This window comes from Thalassospira tepidiphila MCCC 1A03514, from assembly GCF_001662875.1.
Taxonomy (GTDB): domain Bacteria; phylum Pseudomonadota; class Alphaproteobacteria; order Rhodospirillales; family Thalassospiraceae; genus Thalassospira; species Thalassospira tepidiphila.
This window is the reverse complement of sequence record NZ_JPVZ01000001.1, coordinates 324,958-340,328: the sequence shown is the minus strand read 5'-3', so window position 1 is coordinate 340,328 and position 15,371 is coordinate 324,958. Positions and strand designations below refer to the sequence as shown.

The following is a 15,371-nucleotide window of genomic DNA, read 5'->3' as shown; positions in this document are numbered from 1 at the left end:
AGCCTGTTCGACTTAGTGAACAGGCTGCAGATCCGGAAGCCTTATGCTGGACGAGTCAGTTCTACATTATGGAGTGCCTGACGGCATCGCTGATCGGCCTGATGGATGTATGCGCAAACAGATGCTTTGGAGACACCGATATCCTTTGCAATGACGTTTTGCGCGAACCCGTCCACGCGATGCCGGTAAAAAGCGGTGCGCACGTGTGGTGGCAGCTCTTTTAATGCATTCTCAATGACCCGAAGGGCCTGGCAACCACTGAGACGCGCTTCGGGGCAGTCTGCGTTTCCCGCAGGACAAAGATCAGTTGGATCGCTGTCCGCGAAAAGAGTGCGTTCGAACGTAATTTGGCGGACCTTGTCGATTGCCATGTTTCTAGCAATGCGCGTTATGAAGGCACTTGGTGTGGTGACTTCTGTGTCTATTTGTGCGGTGAGCAGTTTGGCATAGGTATCCTGAACAATGTCATCCGCCAGATGGGGACATTTTACGATAGAGTGGGCAACGCGTCGCAATTTCCCCTCTTGGCTTTTGGCGATAGTTAGCAAAGCTTGTCGCTGAAATTGGTCTTTTGGAATTGGGGCAGTTTGGCTTGCTTGGTGCATTTCCGAATGTCTCCGTTAGTTTGCTCATTAGTGAAAATAATAGTCACTTGCAAATTTGGGACGCGGTTTGCACTCTCCACTGGGTCGATCATCTTTTGTCATTCGGACAGATCTGATGGCAAATCAGATCCGTCCGTTGTTCATAAGACGGGATTTTCAATGAGCTTCAGTAAGGAATTCTGCAGAGCGGATTTCATGCCGCAGGAAAGCAGACTACCTGCGTGAAATCTAAAGTTTCGCCAGCGGACAGGTTGGGCAAATGTCGACGGACGTCAGTAAATAGCGAAGGCAACAGACACGTCTTGAGGGGTTGCCATCGTCGGATTGTTTGGTGCTGTACGGGTTTACCATCGGGTTTCGATTGCCGTCGGGACGCTTGACGTCGTTGATCAGTGGTGCAAGCGATACCCTGGTGTTTTTCAGGACGTGTTTCTCAACGTAAGCAACGACAACGCCAATATTGGACCAAAACACCTTTGGCGAAACTTTTGACGATGCAGCCAGTGAAGCAACCATAGGTTCGAGATGTCCGTCAATCAGGCATTCCAGATGAGCCCAAGGATCAGGCGGGATCGATTTTTCTTTCAACTCATGCACCTGCCGGTCATGAATATCGAACCCGGCCGGACATTGATTATCGTCCGTTGTCAGACTGATAAAGTTGGGCTGAAACGTAAGGACTGCTTCGCCTGCTGCGGCCAAAACCAGCACAGGGGATAACAGAATTCCGAAATACCATTGTGACCACATCGAGATGGCGGCACGCCGATCATCTTGCGGATATTTTGCCTGGCAATAGTGATCAAGAAGAGGTGCCAAACAATCAGGATCGTGGAGCGTAAAGCAATCTATTCCGCCACTGTGCGTCGTCAGGATCTGATGCCGGTCACCAAGCCCTTGATAGGGTCCTTGAAAGAGATCGGTTTTGATCTCAGACAGTGATCGGGTGGTAGGGGAATTGCCGATGGCGGGAGAAGCGTTCTTTTCAGAGCCGTTTTGAAGGGCATTCATCATGAGGCACCCCGCCCGACGCGCATAAGCAGCCAGACCATGATAGGCCCGGCAATGATAGCGGCCATCAGTCCGGCCGGAATTTCCCAAGGAAAGAATAACATTCTCCCAAGCCAGTCAGCGGCAACCATTAAAGCAGCTCCGATCAGCGCGGCCCCGACCGTATGCGGTAATGCATGTCGCAATCCGGCCAGTTTTGCCAGATGCGGTGAAATCAGACCGGCGAAGCTTAGTGGGCCAACCAACAAAGTAGCTGCCGCTGTCAGGATAGAAGCAAACATCAGCATAACCCCGCGCGAGATCGACAGATCGACACCGAGCGACTTGGTTGTCACAGGCCCCAGCGGAAACAGATTAAGCCAACGGGCAAATGCTGGAAGAATGGGTAAGGCGCTCACAGCAATGATTGCCAGAACACTCGCGCGGTCGAAGCCAAGGCCGTATGTTGATCCCGAATTCCAGGCCAACAAGCGTGTTGCGCGGGGATCACCACCGGCCATCAGAAATGCGATGAAGCCATCAAACAAAGCACCAATCGCAATACCGGCAATCAAAATACGTTCCGGTGCGTATCCAGATTTTCGGGTAAGCGCAAAGATCGCCCCCAGGGTAATGAATGCACCAATTGCTGCACCAGAAATCTGCAACCATGCCGTTGGTGCATCGATCAGGAAGACAATCGCAATCATACCGATTACAGCACCTGCACTGACACCGAGACTTTCGGGACTTGCCATCGGGTTTGCCGTCATGCGTTGCAATATGGTGCCTGCAATTGCCAGCATGGTTCCAGCAGCCATTGCACCGAGAATACGCGGACCGCGCCACGGCCAGACGGTATTCAGTGCATTACCCAATTGAAGTTGCCAGTCACCGTGAATATCTCGACCGACCAAAATCGCCCCTATAATCACCAGAAGCACACCAGCCAGAACGCGCAAGTGATTTCTAATGTTGCTCTGATCAGGTTCTGGGGCGGGCGACGTGTTTTGCGATGGTTGAGAATTGCTGCGCAGTTGCCGGATCATAATGATTAAAAGCGGTCCACCGAGAATCCCGGTCAGCGCGCCAGCAGGCACTAATGTCCCAATATATCCCGATAAAACCTGAACACCTTGATCCGCAGCACACAATAGTACGGCGCCGAAAACAGCAGACATCAGAAGTTTTGATCGCAACCGTCTGAAGCCCAGCATTCGCGTAATGGCTGGTCCAGCCAGTCCGACAAACCCGATAATACCTACCGCTGCAACAATGGTTGCCGTAAGCCAACAGCCGATCAAAAGGCAAAGTAGTCGCATTCGTGCTGGCGATGCGCCAAGGACGGTCGCCTGATGATCGCTGAGATTAAGCATTTCAAGCGGTCGAGCCAAGGCGACAGCCAGTGCCGCACCCATGCATACTTTCGCTGCCAATGGTTCAAGGATATACCAACCGTCTTGGGTAAGGTCGCCGCTTCCCCAGATAAACAGGCTTTTTAGCCATTCATGGTGAATTATTGCCAAGGCAGTTGTTACTGCCCCACAATAGAGCGCGATTATCATACCTGTCAGGATGACGATCAGTGGCGAGAAGCCACTGCGGCGCGCCAAGGCAAATACCAGAAAACCGACAACAAGTGCACCCAACAGTGCAATCGTTTCCTGACCGATGGCAAGCGCACCCGGCACATAGAGCGTCACCAGTGTCAGCGCCAGTTTAGCGCCGCCTGCAAGGCCAAGTGTGGACGGCGATGCCAACGGGTTTTTTAACGTGTGTTGAAACAAAGCACCGGCAACGGCAAGACCCGCACCAGCGACAAGTGCAATCAAAAACCTTGGTATCCAGCCTTGGGTGAGCAACAACGACCGCGTGTCCGATCCAGCCGCAAGGTCGAATATTGCCGCCGGGGACAGGCTACCGGCCTCAATGTCCAGAGACAGCAGGCTTAGCAAAACGGCAAGGATGCAAAGCGAAACGGGAACCGCATGGAATTGGATCGCATGTCTGCGCATGGCTTGACTTGTCATGACGCGAATTCCCCATGAGCAGCACCTTGCGATGTCAGGGCATTGGCAAGCAGATCAGAAAAGCGACCGGCGGCAAAAAGCCCGCCAAATGTTGCTACTGGTGGCATCGTGATCAGCCCAAAGCGTTTGATGGACGGTAGTTCCGAAAGGATCGGGCTATGTACAATTGCGCGGTCGACATTGTCTGGAACGGGTTTGATCGCGATGAGGGCTGCGTTTGAGTATTGCGCGATCTGATCGATCGTCACGGTCGCAAACCCCCAATGATTGGTGGGGCCTGTCCAGGCGTTTTTGACGGGAAGGCGATCAATCACATCCTGCATCAGACTGTTTTGCCCATAGACCCGCATGTGGCGCGGCGAGAGCATGCTGGTGACAAGTACCGAACTGGCCTGCGATGAAGTAAGTTCGCGAGAGGCTTGATCTATGCGGCTTAGGGTGTCCGAGATCAGTATCTCGGCAGTGCCCCGATGCCCGGTAACTTCGGCAATCTTTTGTGCCGCGGCCATCGCATTCAGGAAGGGCGTCTTGCTACTGCTATAAATGTCGATTTTTTCAATCGGGGCCAGGTCGGAAAGGCGGGAATACTGGTTTGCATAGAAACTGCTGGTCAGTATCAGATCGGGATCAAGTTGCGCCAATCTTTCCAGACTTGGTTGAAAACGTGCGCCAAGATTGATGACCTGTTCAGGAACTTTTGGTTCCTGAACCCAGACGCGGTATCCTGGCACATCCGCCATGGCAAGCGGAACGATCCCCATCGCAAGTGCTGTTTCAGCAAGTGCGCCATCTGCGATGACTACACGCTTGGGAACATCAGCCTTAGCGGAGCGTGTAAAGCTTTCTGGCAGCACAGGTGTGAGCGTTGCAATGGCAGATAGACCAGCAAGACCCTTAAGAAAATGTCGTCTGGAACATTTCTGATGTTGTTGATGCATTGAATCGCCCCCAATCACACATTGGCAAGGGCAAAAGGATGCCCATTGGTGGGGTGAGGCTGCACCAGCATATCCATGCCAAAAATATCGCGAAGCATGTCTGACTGCATGATGGTCGCCGGTGGCGCATCCGCGATCAGTTTGCCGCCCTTAAGCGCGACAATATGATCGGCAAAGCGCGCGGCCAGATTGATGTCATGCAAGACGGCAACAATGCATAGACCGTCCTGTTTGCAGAGCTGTTCGAGTAAAAGCAGGATTTCGTATTGATGTGATAGATCCAGCGCAGAAATCGGCTCATCAAGCAATAGGCAGGAGGCTTGTTGCGCAAGTGTAACTGCGATCCAGGCTCTTTGGCGTTCACCACCTGAAAGCGTACTGACTGCGCGTTTGCGAAGGGCTTCAAGGCCCGTCAAAAGGATCGCACGTTCAATCGATTGTTTGTCGCGCTCGCGCAGGCGACCAAATGGCCCGTGCCATGGATAACGACCAAGCGCAATCAGTTCTTCGACGGTATAGTCCGCCCCGTGCCCCGGGTCCTGTGCAAGATAGGCAACACTTTTGGCAAACTCACGTGCGCTAAACCGCCCAACGTCATTCCCGTCAAGTGTGACAGCTCCACTGGTTGGCTTGTTCAGTCCGGCCAGCATTTTAAGCGCAGTGGATTTCCCAGACCCATTATGGCCGACAATTGCTGTCAGGCAGCCAGCGCGGAAAGTAACGGATATGTTGTCAAGGAGTGTCACGCCTCTAGCCGTTTCAAAGCGGGCTTTTTGCATTCCAAGGACAGCAGGACGATCAGATAAATCCATGGCCATAATTCGCTCTCGATAAACGCAGAAAATCCGCGGTGAACGCGGATTGCGAGAATGGGTCCGGGGCGGAATCGTGCGCCCCGGAGTAATCGATTACCACTCGTATTTCAGAGTTGCGGCTATGGTCTGTCCTTCGATCTGGTAGCAGTAACCGTTGTTACAGATAGCGGCATCGTTATCGGCAAGGTTAGTGCCATTAATCGCAAGGGTCAGACCATCCAGCTTGTTACTAAGTGCTGCGAAGTCATAGCGGATCGCAGCATCAAGCACCGTATAGGGCTTGTTCTTGCTCGTATTGGTGTAATTGGCATAGCTTGAGTCGGTGTAGCGAACACCAACGCCAAATCCCCATCCATCAAGAGGGCCTTGATTGAAGTTGTAGTTTGCCCAAGAGGATGCAGCCTTTTCCGGTGTCACAAGTGGGGTATTACCGCGATAGGAACCTTTGACGATTTTGGCATTGTTGTAGGCAAGGTTGCCAACCAGGCTAAGATTTTCAGTTACATTGGCACTGCCTTCAATCTCAAGTCCGCGCGATTCAACTTTGCCAATTGAGTCATAATACGAACCGATAGAGCCACTGTAGCCAGCATAGCGGGCAACGTTGTCCTCGGTCAGGCGATAGGCGGAAACCGTGAAGAAGCCATCAAACCCGACCGGTTCGAACTTGATGCCGGCTTCATACTGCTCACCCTCGGTCGGGTTGAGCATTTTACCTTCAGAGTCCTGACTGGTGCTTGGCAAGAAGGATGTGCCCCAACTGACATAAGGCGAGATGCCATTGTCAAAGGCATAAAGGGCGCTAACGTTAAAGGTCGTTGCGGTATTGTAGTCGGTTGACCCCGTATTGGTCAGTCGGCTGATACGTTTGCGTTCTGCATAGTCAAAGCGCACACCGCCATTAAGATGCCAGTTGCCAAGTTCAATCTGGTCCTGAACATAGATACCGGACTGATTGTAGGTTACGTCATCAAATGTTGTGTAAGCTGGTGTCGTGCCCGAAATCGACCGATTTGGGTCATTGAGATAGAAGATGTAATCACTGAGTACACCGCTTGAGCCAAAACTGTAATCCGATTTTGAATACATCAGATCAAGACCGGTCATTACTTCGTGTTTGGCGTCAGTAGTCTCGAAAGTCGTGATGACTTGGTTGTCGACCTGCGCGCTCCAGAGGGTTTCCTCGACAGCTTGTGCTGCGCGGTGATATTCCGTGTTTGAGTTCTTCCAGCCGCCGCCAGTCACGCCGCCAGTCAGGTACCGTGCTTCAAGATCGAAATATCCAAACCGCGCCTTCTGGGCCAAGGTAACAGGTACACTGCTTAGATCATGTGTCAGATCATAGCCGGCCTGAAACTGATCCTGCTTCTGGTAGTCGTAATCCGCGTCGCTGGTGCGGTAATCAAGGATTTCGCCATTCAGGTTCAGAAGGGTTGCCGAGGCATCCGTTTCGTCATGCTGGAACAAGGTATAGATAGTCAGATCTGTATCTGCATTGGGTTGCCAACGAATTGTTGGCGCGAACATTTGCCGATCATCCTGAATTTTGTTGCTGGTTTCGCCAAAGCGGGCCATGCCAACAATGCGTGATGCCCAGGTCCCGTTTTCTGTCAGGCCGAGATTGTAATCAAACCCGCCTTCGTATGAGTCCGTGTTGGTGAAACGGCCATAGACATTGTTCTTTGCACCAAGGTGAGGGCGTTTGGTAACGCTGTTGAGTAAGCCGCCCGGTGTTGATTGCCCGTAAAGTGCCGCCGTGGGGCCCTTTACGATTTCAAGCTGTTCAAGGCCGTAGGGTTCGGTGCGAAACGTTGCATAGACGCCGGTCATCTGGCGTAAGCCATCTCGGTAGTCGCCGTAGATGTGTACCGGATAGCCACGAACATAAACCTGATCAAAGCGTGGATCATATCCGTAATTGTTGGTTGCTACCCCTGCGGTATAAGCAACTGCATCTTCGATGCTTGCAACGGCGCGGTCCTCGATTTCCTGGCCAGATACGACGGAAATACTTTTGGCCGTTTCAATCAGAGCTTTACTGGTTTTTGTACCAGCACTGCTTCGCGTAGCGACATAGCCATGGGCGAGGTCCTCTGAGTCCTGGGCGTTTGCCTCGACATAGAGCGGGTCAATGACGGTTTCTCCGCTGCTGTCGGATGTTTCCAGTTTGGTTAGGGAAACCGTGTTCTTGCCGGTAAAGCGATAGCCAACGCCACTGCCGGAAAGCAGGACCTTCAATGCCTCAGCAGGGGAATATGTGCCGTCAAGGGCAGTGCTTTGCAATCCGGCAACCCGATCAACATCATAAAAGAGTTGCAGATTTGTTTGATTGGCAAAGTTCAAAAGTGCCTGGTTAAGGTCCTGTGCCGGGATGGAAAAATTGATTGCGGATGCTGCGTCACTTTGTGTTTCTGTATTTTGCTGTGCGGCTGCAGGCGTGGATACTCCAGCAACAACAATACCCGCAGCCAATGCGACCAAGCTGACACTATGTGCCAGACGATGGCCAAACACGTTTACCAATCCAGCTTTGCCGGTTTTTATTACCTGCATTACGCAGACCCCCATTCTCGAAAGTTTTTTCCAAAACGCAAATGATTGTCATTTGCTTGTGTTGGGTGAGACGGGATTTGCGGTCAGACTCAGTAAGATTAATTTCAGTTTTTTTGATTTTTGTGTCGGTAAGGACCGGAAACCGGAGAAATCCGGGCTTTTCAGATCGCTGCTATGCTCAGTAAATAACGGTCATTAGGGGGGTAATCGAGATATTTTGGACACCAAGTTCCCGTGAAATCAGTTCAAGTCCAGCCTGAGGATCGGTCATATCAAAGACACCACTGACAAGCTTGCGTGCCGCAGTCTCGTTCGCAATCATGATTTTGCCGCGCTGATACCGTGAGAATTCCGAGACAACTTCGCGCAGAGTAACGCGATCAAATATCAGCTTGCCTTTTTGCCAACTAAGCGCCCTTTCAGGATTGATTGTCGAAACTGGGCTGATTGAATGGCGGTTATAACGAGCGGCCTGATTTTCCGCCAAAATCGCTATTTGTTTTGATGTTGCCGAGTTTGGTTTGACTTCAACCTGATGTTCCAGCACGGCCACATTGGTGTGGCCATCAAAACTGTTAACGATAAACCGCGTGCCCAAAGCCTGCACCTGGCCATGCGGCGAGGTGACGGTGAAAACACGCTTGTCCGCATGTTCCATCGGGACCGCTTGAAAGTCTGCAAGTCCGCTAATCAATGCGATATTTCGGGTTTGATCGGTAAACTGAACCGCTATTGCACTATCGGGTCCCAGGGTGACGATGCTACCATCCTCAAGTGTAATGGCCCGAACTTCCCCAACAGCAGTGTGGTAATCAGCACTTAGGAAAACGATCGGATCACCAACCATAACGCGGGTTGAAGCAATCGCCAGCAGAAAGCTTGCGGCAAGTGCGACATAGCCCCAGCGACGTTTCTTTGCCAGCGAGGCTTTGGATGGCGGTTTTGCCAGATGCTTAAGCTCAACAACCTCTGATGAAGGACTCTCGGTTGTGCGATCTGTCGATTTGATCGCATCATCCATTACAGCAAGCGCGTTATTGGCCTCTATGAAAGCTTGCTGGTTTTCCGGCGCTGCATCCAACCAAACATTGAGCTCTTCATGCTCAAATGCGCTGAGGTCACCATTGACCATTTTCGCAACCCAATTGGCCGCGGTCAGATCAATGTTTTTCTGTGTTTTTCGCATTTGGCTCACGTTACCAACCTGCACTTGCCGACAATTCGGACAAAGCGTCCTTATCTGTTGGACGATAAAACTGCAAGAAATGCGTAAAAACTTTGTGCAGTTTCATGACCGGCTTTCCCGCATGCGCTTCATCACATGGGCAATTGCGCGCGCGACATGTTTCTGAACAGAACTGTCAGAAATACCTAGTTGTTCGGCCGCTTCGCGATAGGTCAGCCCTTCAATGCGTACAAGAGTAAAAATTTCGCGCGTTTTGTCAGGTAGCTCATCAAGCGCGCGACGTACATATTCAAGTTCCGATTGCCCCCCAACGATCTGTTCTGGTGAGGGTGAATTATTGGGAATGACATCAAGGGGAATGTCTTTGGCGCCTGCGATCGGGTTTCGCTTTTGCGCCCGGACATGATCAATCGCAAGATTATGGGCAACGCGGTACAGGTAGGAACGGGCATAGGTGACTTTGTTTGCCTTATCGGGGCTGGCATGTTCCGACACACGCAAAAATGTCTCCTGTGTCAGATCCATTGCTGTATCCGCATCACGCAAAAGACGCGTCAGATAAATCTGCAATTCCCTTTGGTGAGACTGGAAGAGTTTTTTGAGGTCAGTTATTGCCAAGTCACATACCTGACTAAGGTGATGGGTTTTTAAGGGGTTATCAAAAATAATACTCATTCGCAATTAATTAGTTGTGCTGGGTATATGAAGTTTGCATCCTGCACCTGTGTACAGAGAATGTGTGTGGTTCCCTGAATGAAGCTTGGGAAAGCAACCGTTTGCGTCGGGCCATACAGAAGCAGTCTGAAAAGTATGAGGTTAAACACCATGTTTCCGGAAAGTTGCGTCGTGCGAAAACTGGTATTAACCCGGGATGGATCTTTCGGAAGCTTTGCAGCCACGGACATTTTGAAAGCAACCATTGCGATAATATACAGGCAACGCCTTGGTCAGGAGGAAACCGAAAGTCTGGCGAACAGATATCTGCACACACAGGAACAGAAAGTACGGCTGGGCTTCGAGTTTCCTCAACGACGCGACAGTTTCACGATAGGACGGTTGGCTGCGAAGCTTGCTTTGGAATGTCATCTGGATGATGTGTTACCAAATGATGTCGCCATAGGCAGTGGTGTCTTTCACCAGCCTATTATTATGGGCGCATCTGTCAGATGTTGTGAACTTGGTGTTTCGATTTCTCATTCGGACCAGATTTGTGTTGCCGTTATTCACCATAAAGGCCACCCGATCGGCGTTGATGTTGAAAACCTGGCTGAGGCCGATGTTGTGTCCGTGTTGAGTGATGTTAACGCGCGCTTAAGGCAGCAGTTCTTCAAACTGTCTCTGAATGAGTATGAGGCTGCATCCATACTTTGGGTCGGACGGGAAAGCTTGGGAAAGGTACTAACAACGGGTATGACTGTGCCGCTAAAACTGTATGAGCCGACGTCAGTATCGGAAGTGGAGGCAGGGTTCAAATTGAGCTACAAGACCTTCACGCAATACCAGACCCAAGTTATGGCAATTGACAAAGCATGGTTGGCGATGACGTTTCCGGCACAGACAAAAATTGATTTCGGTTGGCTGCGGGGCACTTAGTCATTGGCGTAAGCCTAATATCTCTTCCCGAAGCGCGAAACGGCTCCAGGCTGGAGGAAAGGTGCCAGACTTTATGGTACGTGACAGCAGTGTTTACAGAATGTCATCACTGCTCCATCGTTCTTCATCTTCCCCTCCAAAATCAGTCAGAAGTACTTACTCGCCTGAATTGTCATAATTCGGGGTATTCAAGCATTTTCTTCGGATTTCTCGACAGAATCGCGTTCTACCATAACGCATTCGACCTTGATCTGGTTTGGCGTTGCCAAAAGGCCGCCAACGCTGTCGATTAGCAGTTCGGCACTGATTTCGCCCATTTCGTAGTGAGGTAGAATAAGCGTCGTGAGGGCAGGGTGTGTGTGTTGGGCGATTTCGCGGTCGTCAAAGCCGATCACAGCCACATCGTCCGGTATACTTTTCCCCAGTTCGCGCAGCGCGTCAAAACAACCAAGCGCCATCAGGTCATTGGCACAGAAAATCGCGTCCGGTGGATTATCGAGTGCCATGAGCTCATGGGTCATCGAATAACCGGTTGAGGGCTCCCAGTTGCCTGGCCTGACAAGCGCCGGATCAAACGGTATATCGTTGCTTGAAAGTGCCTGACGGTATCCCTTGAGACGGTCGCGCGAGGCGTCGACACCTTTTTGCCCGTTAATGATCGCAATGCGCTTGCGACCGGCTTGTATCAGGCGTTCAGTTGCCGCCCGTCCCCCCAAAAGGTCGCCTGGCAAAACAGACGGGAGGGTGCGGGTGCTGTCGTAGCAATTGACAAGCACAGTGGGCTTTTTTGAAAGGATCGGAGGCAATTCCACCAGTCGGGTAAGAATTGTACCGTAAATGATCCCGATGACGTTCGAGTCTGCCAGCTGATTGACGATGCTGGCTTCGATGTTCGCATTGCCGTGGCTGACTGCGAGGCAAACATTGATCCCGTATTCCAGGGCCTTGTTGTGCGCCCCTTCGAAGGCCAGTGCCATCCAGGGATCGGTGCTGATTTCGTCTGCGATAAAGATAATGACGGATCGTGACTTGTTGCTTGGCGCAACCTGGTTTTCACGCCGAACAAGCTGATAGCCAAGTTTGTTCGCGGAATCGATCACGCGCTGACGCGTTGACTCAGTCAGTTTGGCCGGGCTCCCGTTCAGGACCAGTGAGACTGTTGCCTGCGATACGCCCGCCATCGAGGCAACATCCATCATCGTCGGGCGATTTTTGCCACCGTAATGTTTCTTTTGCGACATTGAACTCGTTTTGCCTCTGGTCTTTTAGCCAACCGATATTTCGCAGTGATTGCGTCAGATGGTGCAAAAACGACCGATAGGCGGCGTTTTCGCCCTTAGAATTGAACAGGTTGGCGCACGTCTGAACCACCAAGCCGATATTGGTAATACCTTATTCAAGACGATCAAGACAAGCCGTCTGCCGCGCCTGCGGCATAATTAGTAATCATTCTTCCAGTTGAATTTATATCGGCATTCTATCCTGAGGTCACTTGACTCCATATTATTAATTAATATTATTAATTCAATAGGGAGGATAATTAATGAAAATTTTGATTACGGGTGCAACCGGCAAGGTCGGTAAGGCATTTTTGGCGGCATTTCTTGATAACCCCAGGTATGCATCGGCCAAGGTTGTGGCGCTGTGCCATAACCGTAAGATCGAAGCTGGTGAACGAGTGGAGGTCGTTACGGGGTCTCTGTCGGATCCGGATGCGGTTTCGCACGCGATGAATGGTGTCACCCACGTTCTTCATATGGCGGCGGTGAAAGAAAGCCCCGATCTGGTCATTGATGTTGCAATCAAGGGGATGTTCCTGCTTCTGGAAGCCGCGCGCCAGTCATCGACGCTTAAGCAGTTCATTCTGATAGGTGGTGATTGCTCTGTTGGGCACATTTTCAAGGATTATCCGGCGCCAATCACAGAAACCTCCCCGCGGCAGGCTTATAGCGGCTGTTATGCGCTGACCAAGGTGCTCGAAGAGGTGATGATCGAGCAATATCAGATCCAGTATGGCCTTAATGGCACCGTTTTGCGTGCGCCCTGGATCATGGAAAAAGACGATTTCAAATATGCGCTTTCGTTTGGTCCGGACCAGTTTGGTGGTCCGGTCTGGGGCGACTTGATAAGCGCGGAAAAGGCTGCGCGCCTTGCTGAGGGCAGTTTTGTGCCGTTGATGCGTGATAAAAAGGGTGCGGCTCTAAAGCGCAACTTTGTGCATGTCGATGATCTGGTCGCTGCGTTGATGGCGGCCCTCGATCACCCTGCCGCGATGCAGGAGCTTTTCAATATCTCTATGGATGAGCCGGTCGATTACGCGCAGGTCGCAGATTACCTGGTGCGAACCCGCGATATGGAGCCCGTGGAAATCCCCACGCCATTTCACAGCAACTGGCTTGATAACACTAAGGCGCGGCACGCCTTAGGTTGGCGGCCGCAAGTAGATTTCGAGGAGATGATCGAGCGGGCCTGGGCCTATGAAAGAAGCCCGAGCGATCCTCGGAAAATCTGGTATCCGGGGTAATCAATTCCGGGCCAGACCAACTAGGGAGAGCTAAACGTGAAACATAAAATGTTACTAACTCTCACATCTGCGCTCATTCTTGCGACAGGTGTTGGCACTGCAAATGCCGATGGGAAAAAGACATTGGCCATTGTGGTGAAAGGCTTGGATAACCCGTTCTTCGAGCAAATCAATCTGGGTTGTCAGAAGTGGATGTCGGAGAACATGGACTCTGAATACGAGTGTTTGTATACCGGGCCCGTATCCAGTGCTGATGAGGCTGGCGAGGTTCAGATCGTCGATGATCTGTTGACCCGCGGTGTCGCCGCAATCGCAATTTCGCCGTCAAATGCGCCGGCGATGGCAAACCGAATTCGTCAGATCAACCCGAATGTTCCGGTGATGACGATTGATGCCGATTTCCTTGAAAAAGATCGCGACTTGCGTGCGACTTATCTGGGGACAGACAACTATCTGATGGGTGTCAAAATGGCCGAAGAAGCCATGATGCTTAAGCCGGATGGGGGATCGGTATGTTTGCAGTTGGGGAACGTTGCGGCGGACAATATCAACGCGCGTGCTTCTGGCTTCCGCGACACGATTTCAGGGGCGAAGGGGACAGAGCGCCTTGCGAACAGCAATGGCTGGACGGAAATTGAAGGGTGTCCGGTCTTTACCAATGACCAGGTCGATCTTGCCAACCAGCAGATGGCCGATACCTTCACGGCAAATCCCGATCTTGATGCCTTTATTCTGATTGGCGGCTGGGCGCAGTTTGCGCCGCAAGCCTATGCCCAGGTTACAGATCAGGTCATGGACCGACTGAAATCCAAGGAGTTGATCCTGATTGCGGGCGATACACTTCCTCCGCAAACACAGGCATTCCGCGACGGACGTAGTCATGCGCAGGTCGGTCAGCGTCCGTTTGAAATGGGGTATCGGGCCCCTGACGTGATGATCGAACTGATCAATGGCAAAAAGGTAGATGATCCACTCTATACGGGACTGGATGTTTGCAATCAGTCGGATCCGGGTTTTTGCGCGGATAACTAATACCAATCCTTGATGAACTGGGCCGGATTTGTTGATCAGATCCGGCTCGATTTTTATCCGGACTTACACAGGGCGGAATACAACGTGACAAAAACAAAAATCAACTGGGGCATTCTTTCGACGGCCAATATCGGCGTGGAGAAAGTTATTCCGGCAATCAAAAAATCAGCCTCGTCGAATGTGCTGGGGATTGCATCGCGCAATGCAGGGCGATCGGCGAGGGTGGCCAATGACCTTGGGATTCAAAAGTCTTACGCGTCTTACGAGGCGTTGATTGCTGATCCGGAAATTGATGCGATTTACAACCCGTTGCCAAATCATATGCATGTCGACTGGACGCTGGCTGCGGCACAGGCGGGTAAGCATGTGCTGTGTGAAAAGCCCATCGGATTAAATGCACGCGATGCAGAGCGGCTGCGCGCGTGTCCGAAAAATGTGTTGGTCGCAGAGGCCTTTATGGTGCGCTACCACCCGCAATGGATACGTGTGCGCGAGATGGTCAGAAGCGGTGAGCTTGGTGAGGTCAGGGCGATCCAGGCGGCATTCAGTTACTTTAACGATGATGCTCAGGATATCCGCAACAGGCCAGAGGCCGGCGGCGGTGCCATCATGGATATCGGTTGCTACCCGATCACGGCGGGCCGGTTTTTGTTTGAAGACGAGCCGGTGCGCGTCATGGCCCTGGTCGATCGAGATCCCGTATTCAAAACCGATCGAATGGCGAGTGTGGTTGCGGACTTTGGCGGCGGCCGGCAATTGTCATTCATGGTTTCAACCCAGCTGTGCCCGTATCAGACTTTGAATGTGTTTGGCACGAAGGCGCGGGCCGAAATCATGATCCCCTACAATGCGCCAGCAGATAAAGAAACCGCCCTGATTGTTGATGCAGGCGAGAGCCTGGATGGCAGTCTGGCTGGCTGCGAGATCGTGCCTGCGTGTGATCAGTATACAGAGCAGGCGGAAATGTTTGCGCAGGCCATTCTGACAGGAAGAGGTTTGCCATACGGCATCGAGGATTCGATTGCCTCCATGCGTGTTCTTGACGCGGTTTTTGTGAGCGAAGAGCAAAAAACGTGGGCCAATCTGTGATTAAAACCATCAACTT

The 15,371-nt window shown here is 51.7% G+C and carries 13 protein-coding genes; 4 read left to right on the top strand and 9 right to left on the bottom strand.

Features of this window, described 5'->3' with window-relative positions; translation table 11 throughout:
• Positions 1 to 41 precede the first annotated feature (41 nt).
• The 8 genes from TH4_RS01505 to TH4_RS01470 all read right to left on the bottom strand — a co-directional run bounded on the left by TH4_RS01505 (position 42) and on the right by TH4_RS01470 (position 9,792).
• Positions 42 to 605, bottom strand: a complete 564-nt coding sequence (locus TH4_RS01505; RefSeq protein WP_064779649.1) for a sigma-70 family RNA polymerase sigma factor — start codon at positions 603 to 605, stop codon at positions 42 to 44.
• 228 nt (positions 606 to 833) lie between these two features.
• A complete protein-coding gene (fhuF, locus tag TH4_RS01500; RefSeq protein ID WP_064779648.1) occupies positions 834 to 1,619 on the bottom strand; it encodes a siderophore-iron reductase FhuF in 786 nt (261 codons plus the stop codon).
• A complete protein-coding gene (gene fhuB, locus TH4_RS01495; RefSeq protein ID WP_083996931.1) occupies positions 1,616 to 3,625 on the bottom strand; it encodes a Fe(3+)-hydroxamate ABC transporter permease FhuB in 2,010 nt (669 codons plus the stop codon). Before fhuB ends, fhuF begins: the two co-directional genes overlap by 4 nt.
• Positions 3,622 to 4,563, bottom strand: coding sequence for an ABC transporter substrate-binding protein (locus TH4_RS01490; RefSeq protein WP_157097686.1), 942 nt, complete (start codon positions 4,561 to 4,563; stop codon positions 3,622 to 3,624). Before TH4_RS01490 ends, fhuB begins: the two co-directional genes overlap by 4 nt.
• Before the next feature lie 14 nt (positions 4,564 to 4,577).
• Positions 4,578 to 5,309, bottom strand: coding sequence for an ABC transporter ATP-binding protein (locus tag TH4_RS01485; RefSeq protein WP_245227669.1), 732 nt, complete (start codon positions 5,307 to 5,309; stop codon positions 4,578 to 4,580).
• A 162-nt stretch (positions 5,310 to 5,471) separates the two neighbouring features.
• On the bottom strand, positions 5,472 to 7,931 hold the full coding sequence (locus TH4_RS01480) for a TonB-dependent siderophore receptor (RefSeq protein ID WP_064779645.1): 2,460 nt from the start codon (positions 7,929 to 7,931) through the stop codon (positions 5,472 to 5,474).
• A 178-nt stretch (positions 7,932 to 8,109) separates the two neighbouring features.
• A complete protein-coding gene (locus tag TH4_RS01475) occupies positions 8,110 to 9,141 on the bottom strand; it encodes a FecR family protein (RefSeq protein ID WP_157097685.1) in 1,032 nt (343 codons plus the stop codon).
• Between the two features lie 78 nt (positions 9,142 to 9,219).
• Positions 9,220 to 9,792 (bottom strand): RNA polymerase sigma factor, encoded by a 573-nt coding sequence (locus TH4_RS01470; protein WP_083996928.1) that lies wholly within the window; start codon positions 9,790 to 9,792, stop codon positions 9,220 to 9,222.
• A gap of 78 nt (positions 9,793 to 9,870) precedes the next feature.
• Between TH4_RS01470 and TH4_RS01465 the strand changes: the two genes are divergently transcribed.
• The gene (locus TH4_RS01465; RefSeq protein WP_157097684.1) at positions 9,871 to 10,710 is read left to right on the top strand and encodes a 4'-phosphopantetheinyl transferase family protein; all 840 of its coding nucleotides are present in this window, start codon (positions 9,871 to 9,873) and stop codon (positions 10,708 to 10,710) included.
• A gap of 188 nt (positions 10,711 to 10,898) precedes the next feature.
• Here the strand turns inward: TH4_RS01465 and TH4_RS01460 are convergent, their stop codons facing one another.
• The gene (locus TH4_RS01460; protein ID WP_209272106.1) at positions 10,899 to 11,951 is read right to left on the bottom strand and encodes a LacI family DNA-binding transcriptional regulator; all 1,053 of its coding nucleotides are present in this window, start codon (positions 11,949 to 11,951) and stop codon (positions 10,899 to 10,901) included.
• Positions 11,952 to 12,253: 302 nt separating this feature from the next.
• Here TH4_RS01460 and TH4_RS01455 point away from each other — a divergent pair, with 302 nt between their 5' ends.
• Genes TH4_RS01455 through TH4_RS01445 form a run of 3 tightly spaced genes read left to right on the top strand, consistent with a single transcriptional unit; the run spans position 12,254 to position 15,355 of the window.
• Entirely contained in the window at positions 12,254 to 13,234 is a 981-nt protein-coding gene (locus TH4_RS01455) for an NAD-dependent epimerase/dehydratase family protein (protein WP_064779642.1), read from the top strand.
• Positions 13,235 to 13,282: 48 nt separating this feature from the next.
• A complete protein-coding gene (locus TH4_RS01450) occupies positions 13,283 to 14,266 on the top strand; it encodes a substrate-binding domain-containing protein (RefSeq protein ID WP_064779989.1) in 984 nt (327 codons plus the stop codon).
• Positions 14,267 to 14,278: 12 nt separating this feature from the next.
• A complete protein-coding gene (locus TH4_RS01445; RefSeq protein ID WP_083996927.1) occupies positions 14,279 to 15,355 on the top strand; it encodes a Gfo/Idh/MocA family protein in 1,077 nt (358 codons plus the stop codon).
• Positions 15,356 to 15,371: the final 16 nt, after the last annotated feature.

Coding starts and splice junctions, on each gene's coding strand:
- TH4_RS01465 (WP_157097684.1), top strand. CDS start 9,871: ATGAAGCTTGGGAAAGCAACCGTTTGCGTCGGGCCATACAGAAGCAGT.
- fhuB (WP_083996931.1), bottom strand. CDS start 3,625: ATGACAAGTCAAGCCATGCGCAGACATGCGATCCAATTCCATGCGGTT.
- TH4_RS01460 (WP_209272106.1), bottom strand. CDS start 11,951: ATGTCGCAAAAGAAACATTACGGTGGCAAAAATCGCCCGACGATGATG.
- TH4_RS01480 (WP_064779645.1), bottom strand. CDS start 7,931: ATGCAGGTAATAAAAACCGGCAAAGCTGGATTGGTAAACGTGTTTGGC.
- TH4_RS01490 (WP_157097686.1), bottom strand. CDS start 4,563: ATGCATCAACAACATCAGAAATGTTCCAGACGACATTTTCTTAAGGGT.
- TH4_RS01455 (WP_064779642.1), top strand. CDS start 12,254: ATGAAAATTTTGATTACGGGTGCAACCGGCAAGGTCGGTAAGGCATTT.
- TH4_RS01470 (WP_083996928.1), bottom strand. CDS start 9,792: ATGAGTATTATTTTTGATAACCCCTTAAAAACCCATCACCTTAGTCAG.
- fhuF (WP_064779648.1), bottom strand. CDS start 1,619: ATGATGAATGCCCTTCAAAACGGCTCTGAAAAGAACGCTTCTCCCGCC.
- TH4_RS01445 (WP_083996927.1), top strand. CDS start 14,279: ATGAACTGGGCCGGATTTGTTGATCAGATCCGGCTCGATTTTTATCCG.
- TH4_RS01505 (WP_064779649.1), bottom strand. CDS start 605: ATGCACCAAGCAAGCCAAACTGCCCCAATTCCAAAAGACCAATTTCAG.
- TH4_RS01450 (WP_064779989.1), top strand. CDS start 13,283: ATGTTACTAACTCTCACATCTGCGCTCATTCTTGCGACAGGTGTTGGC.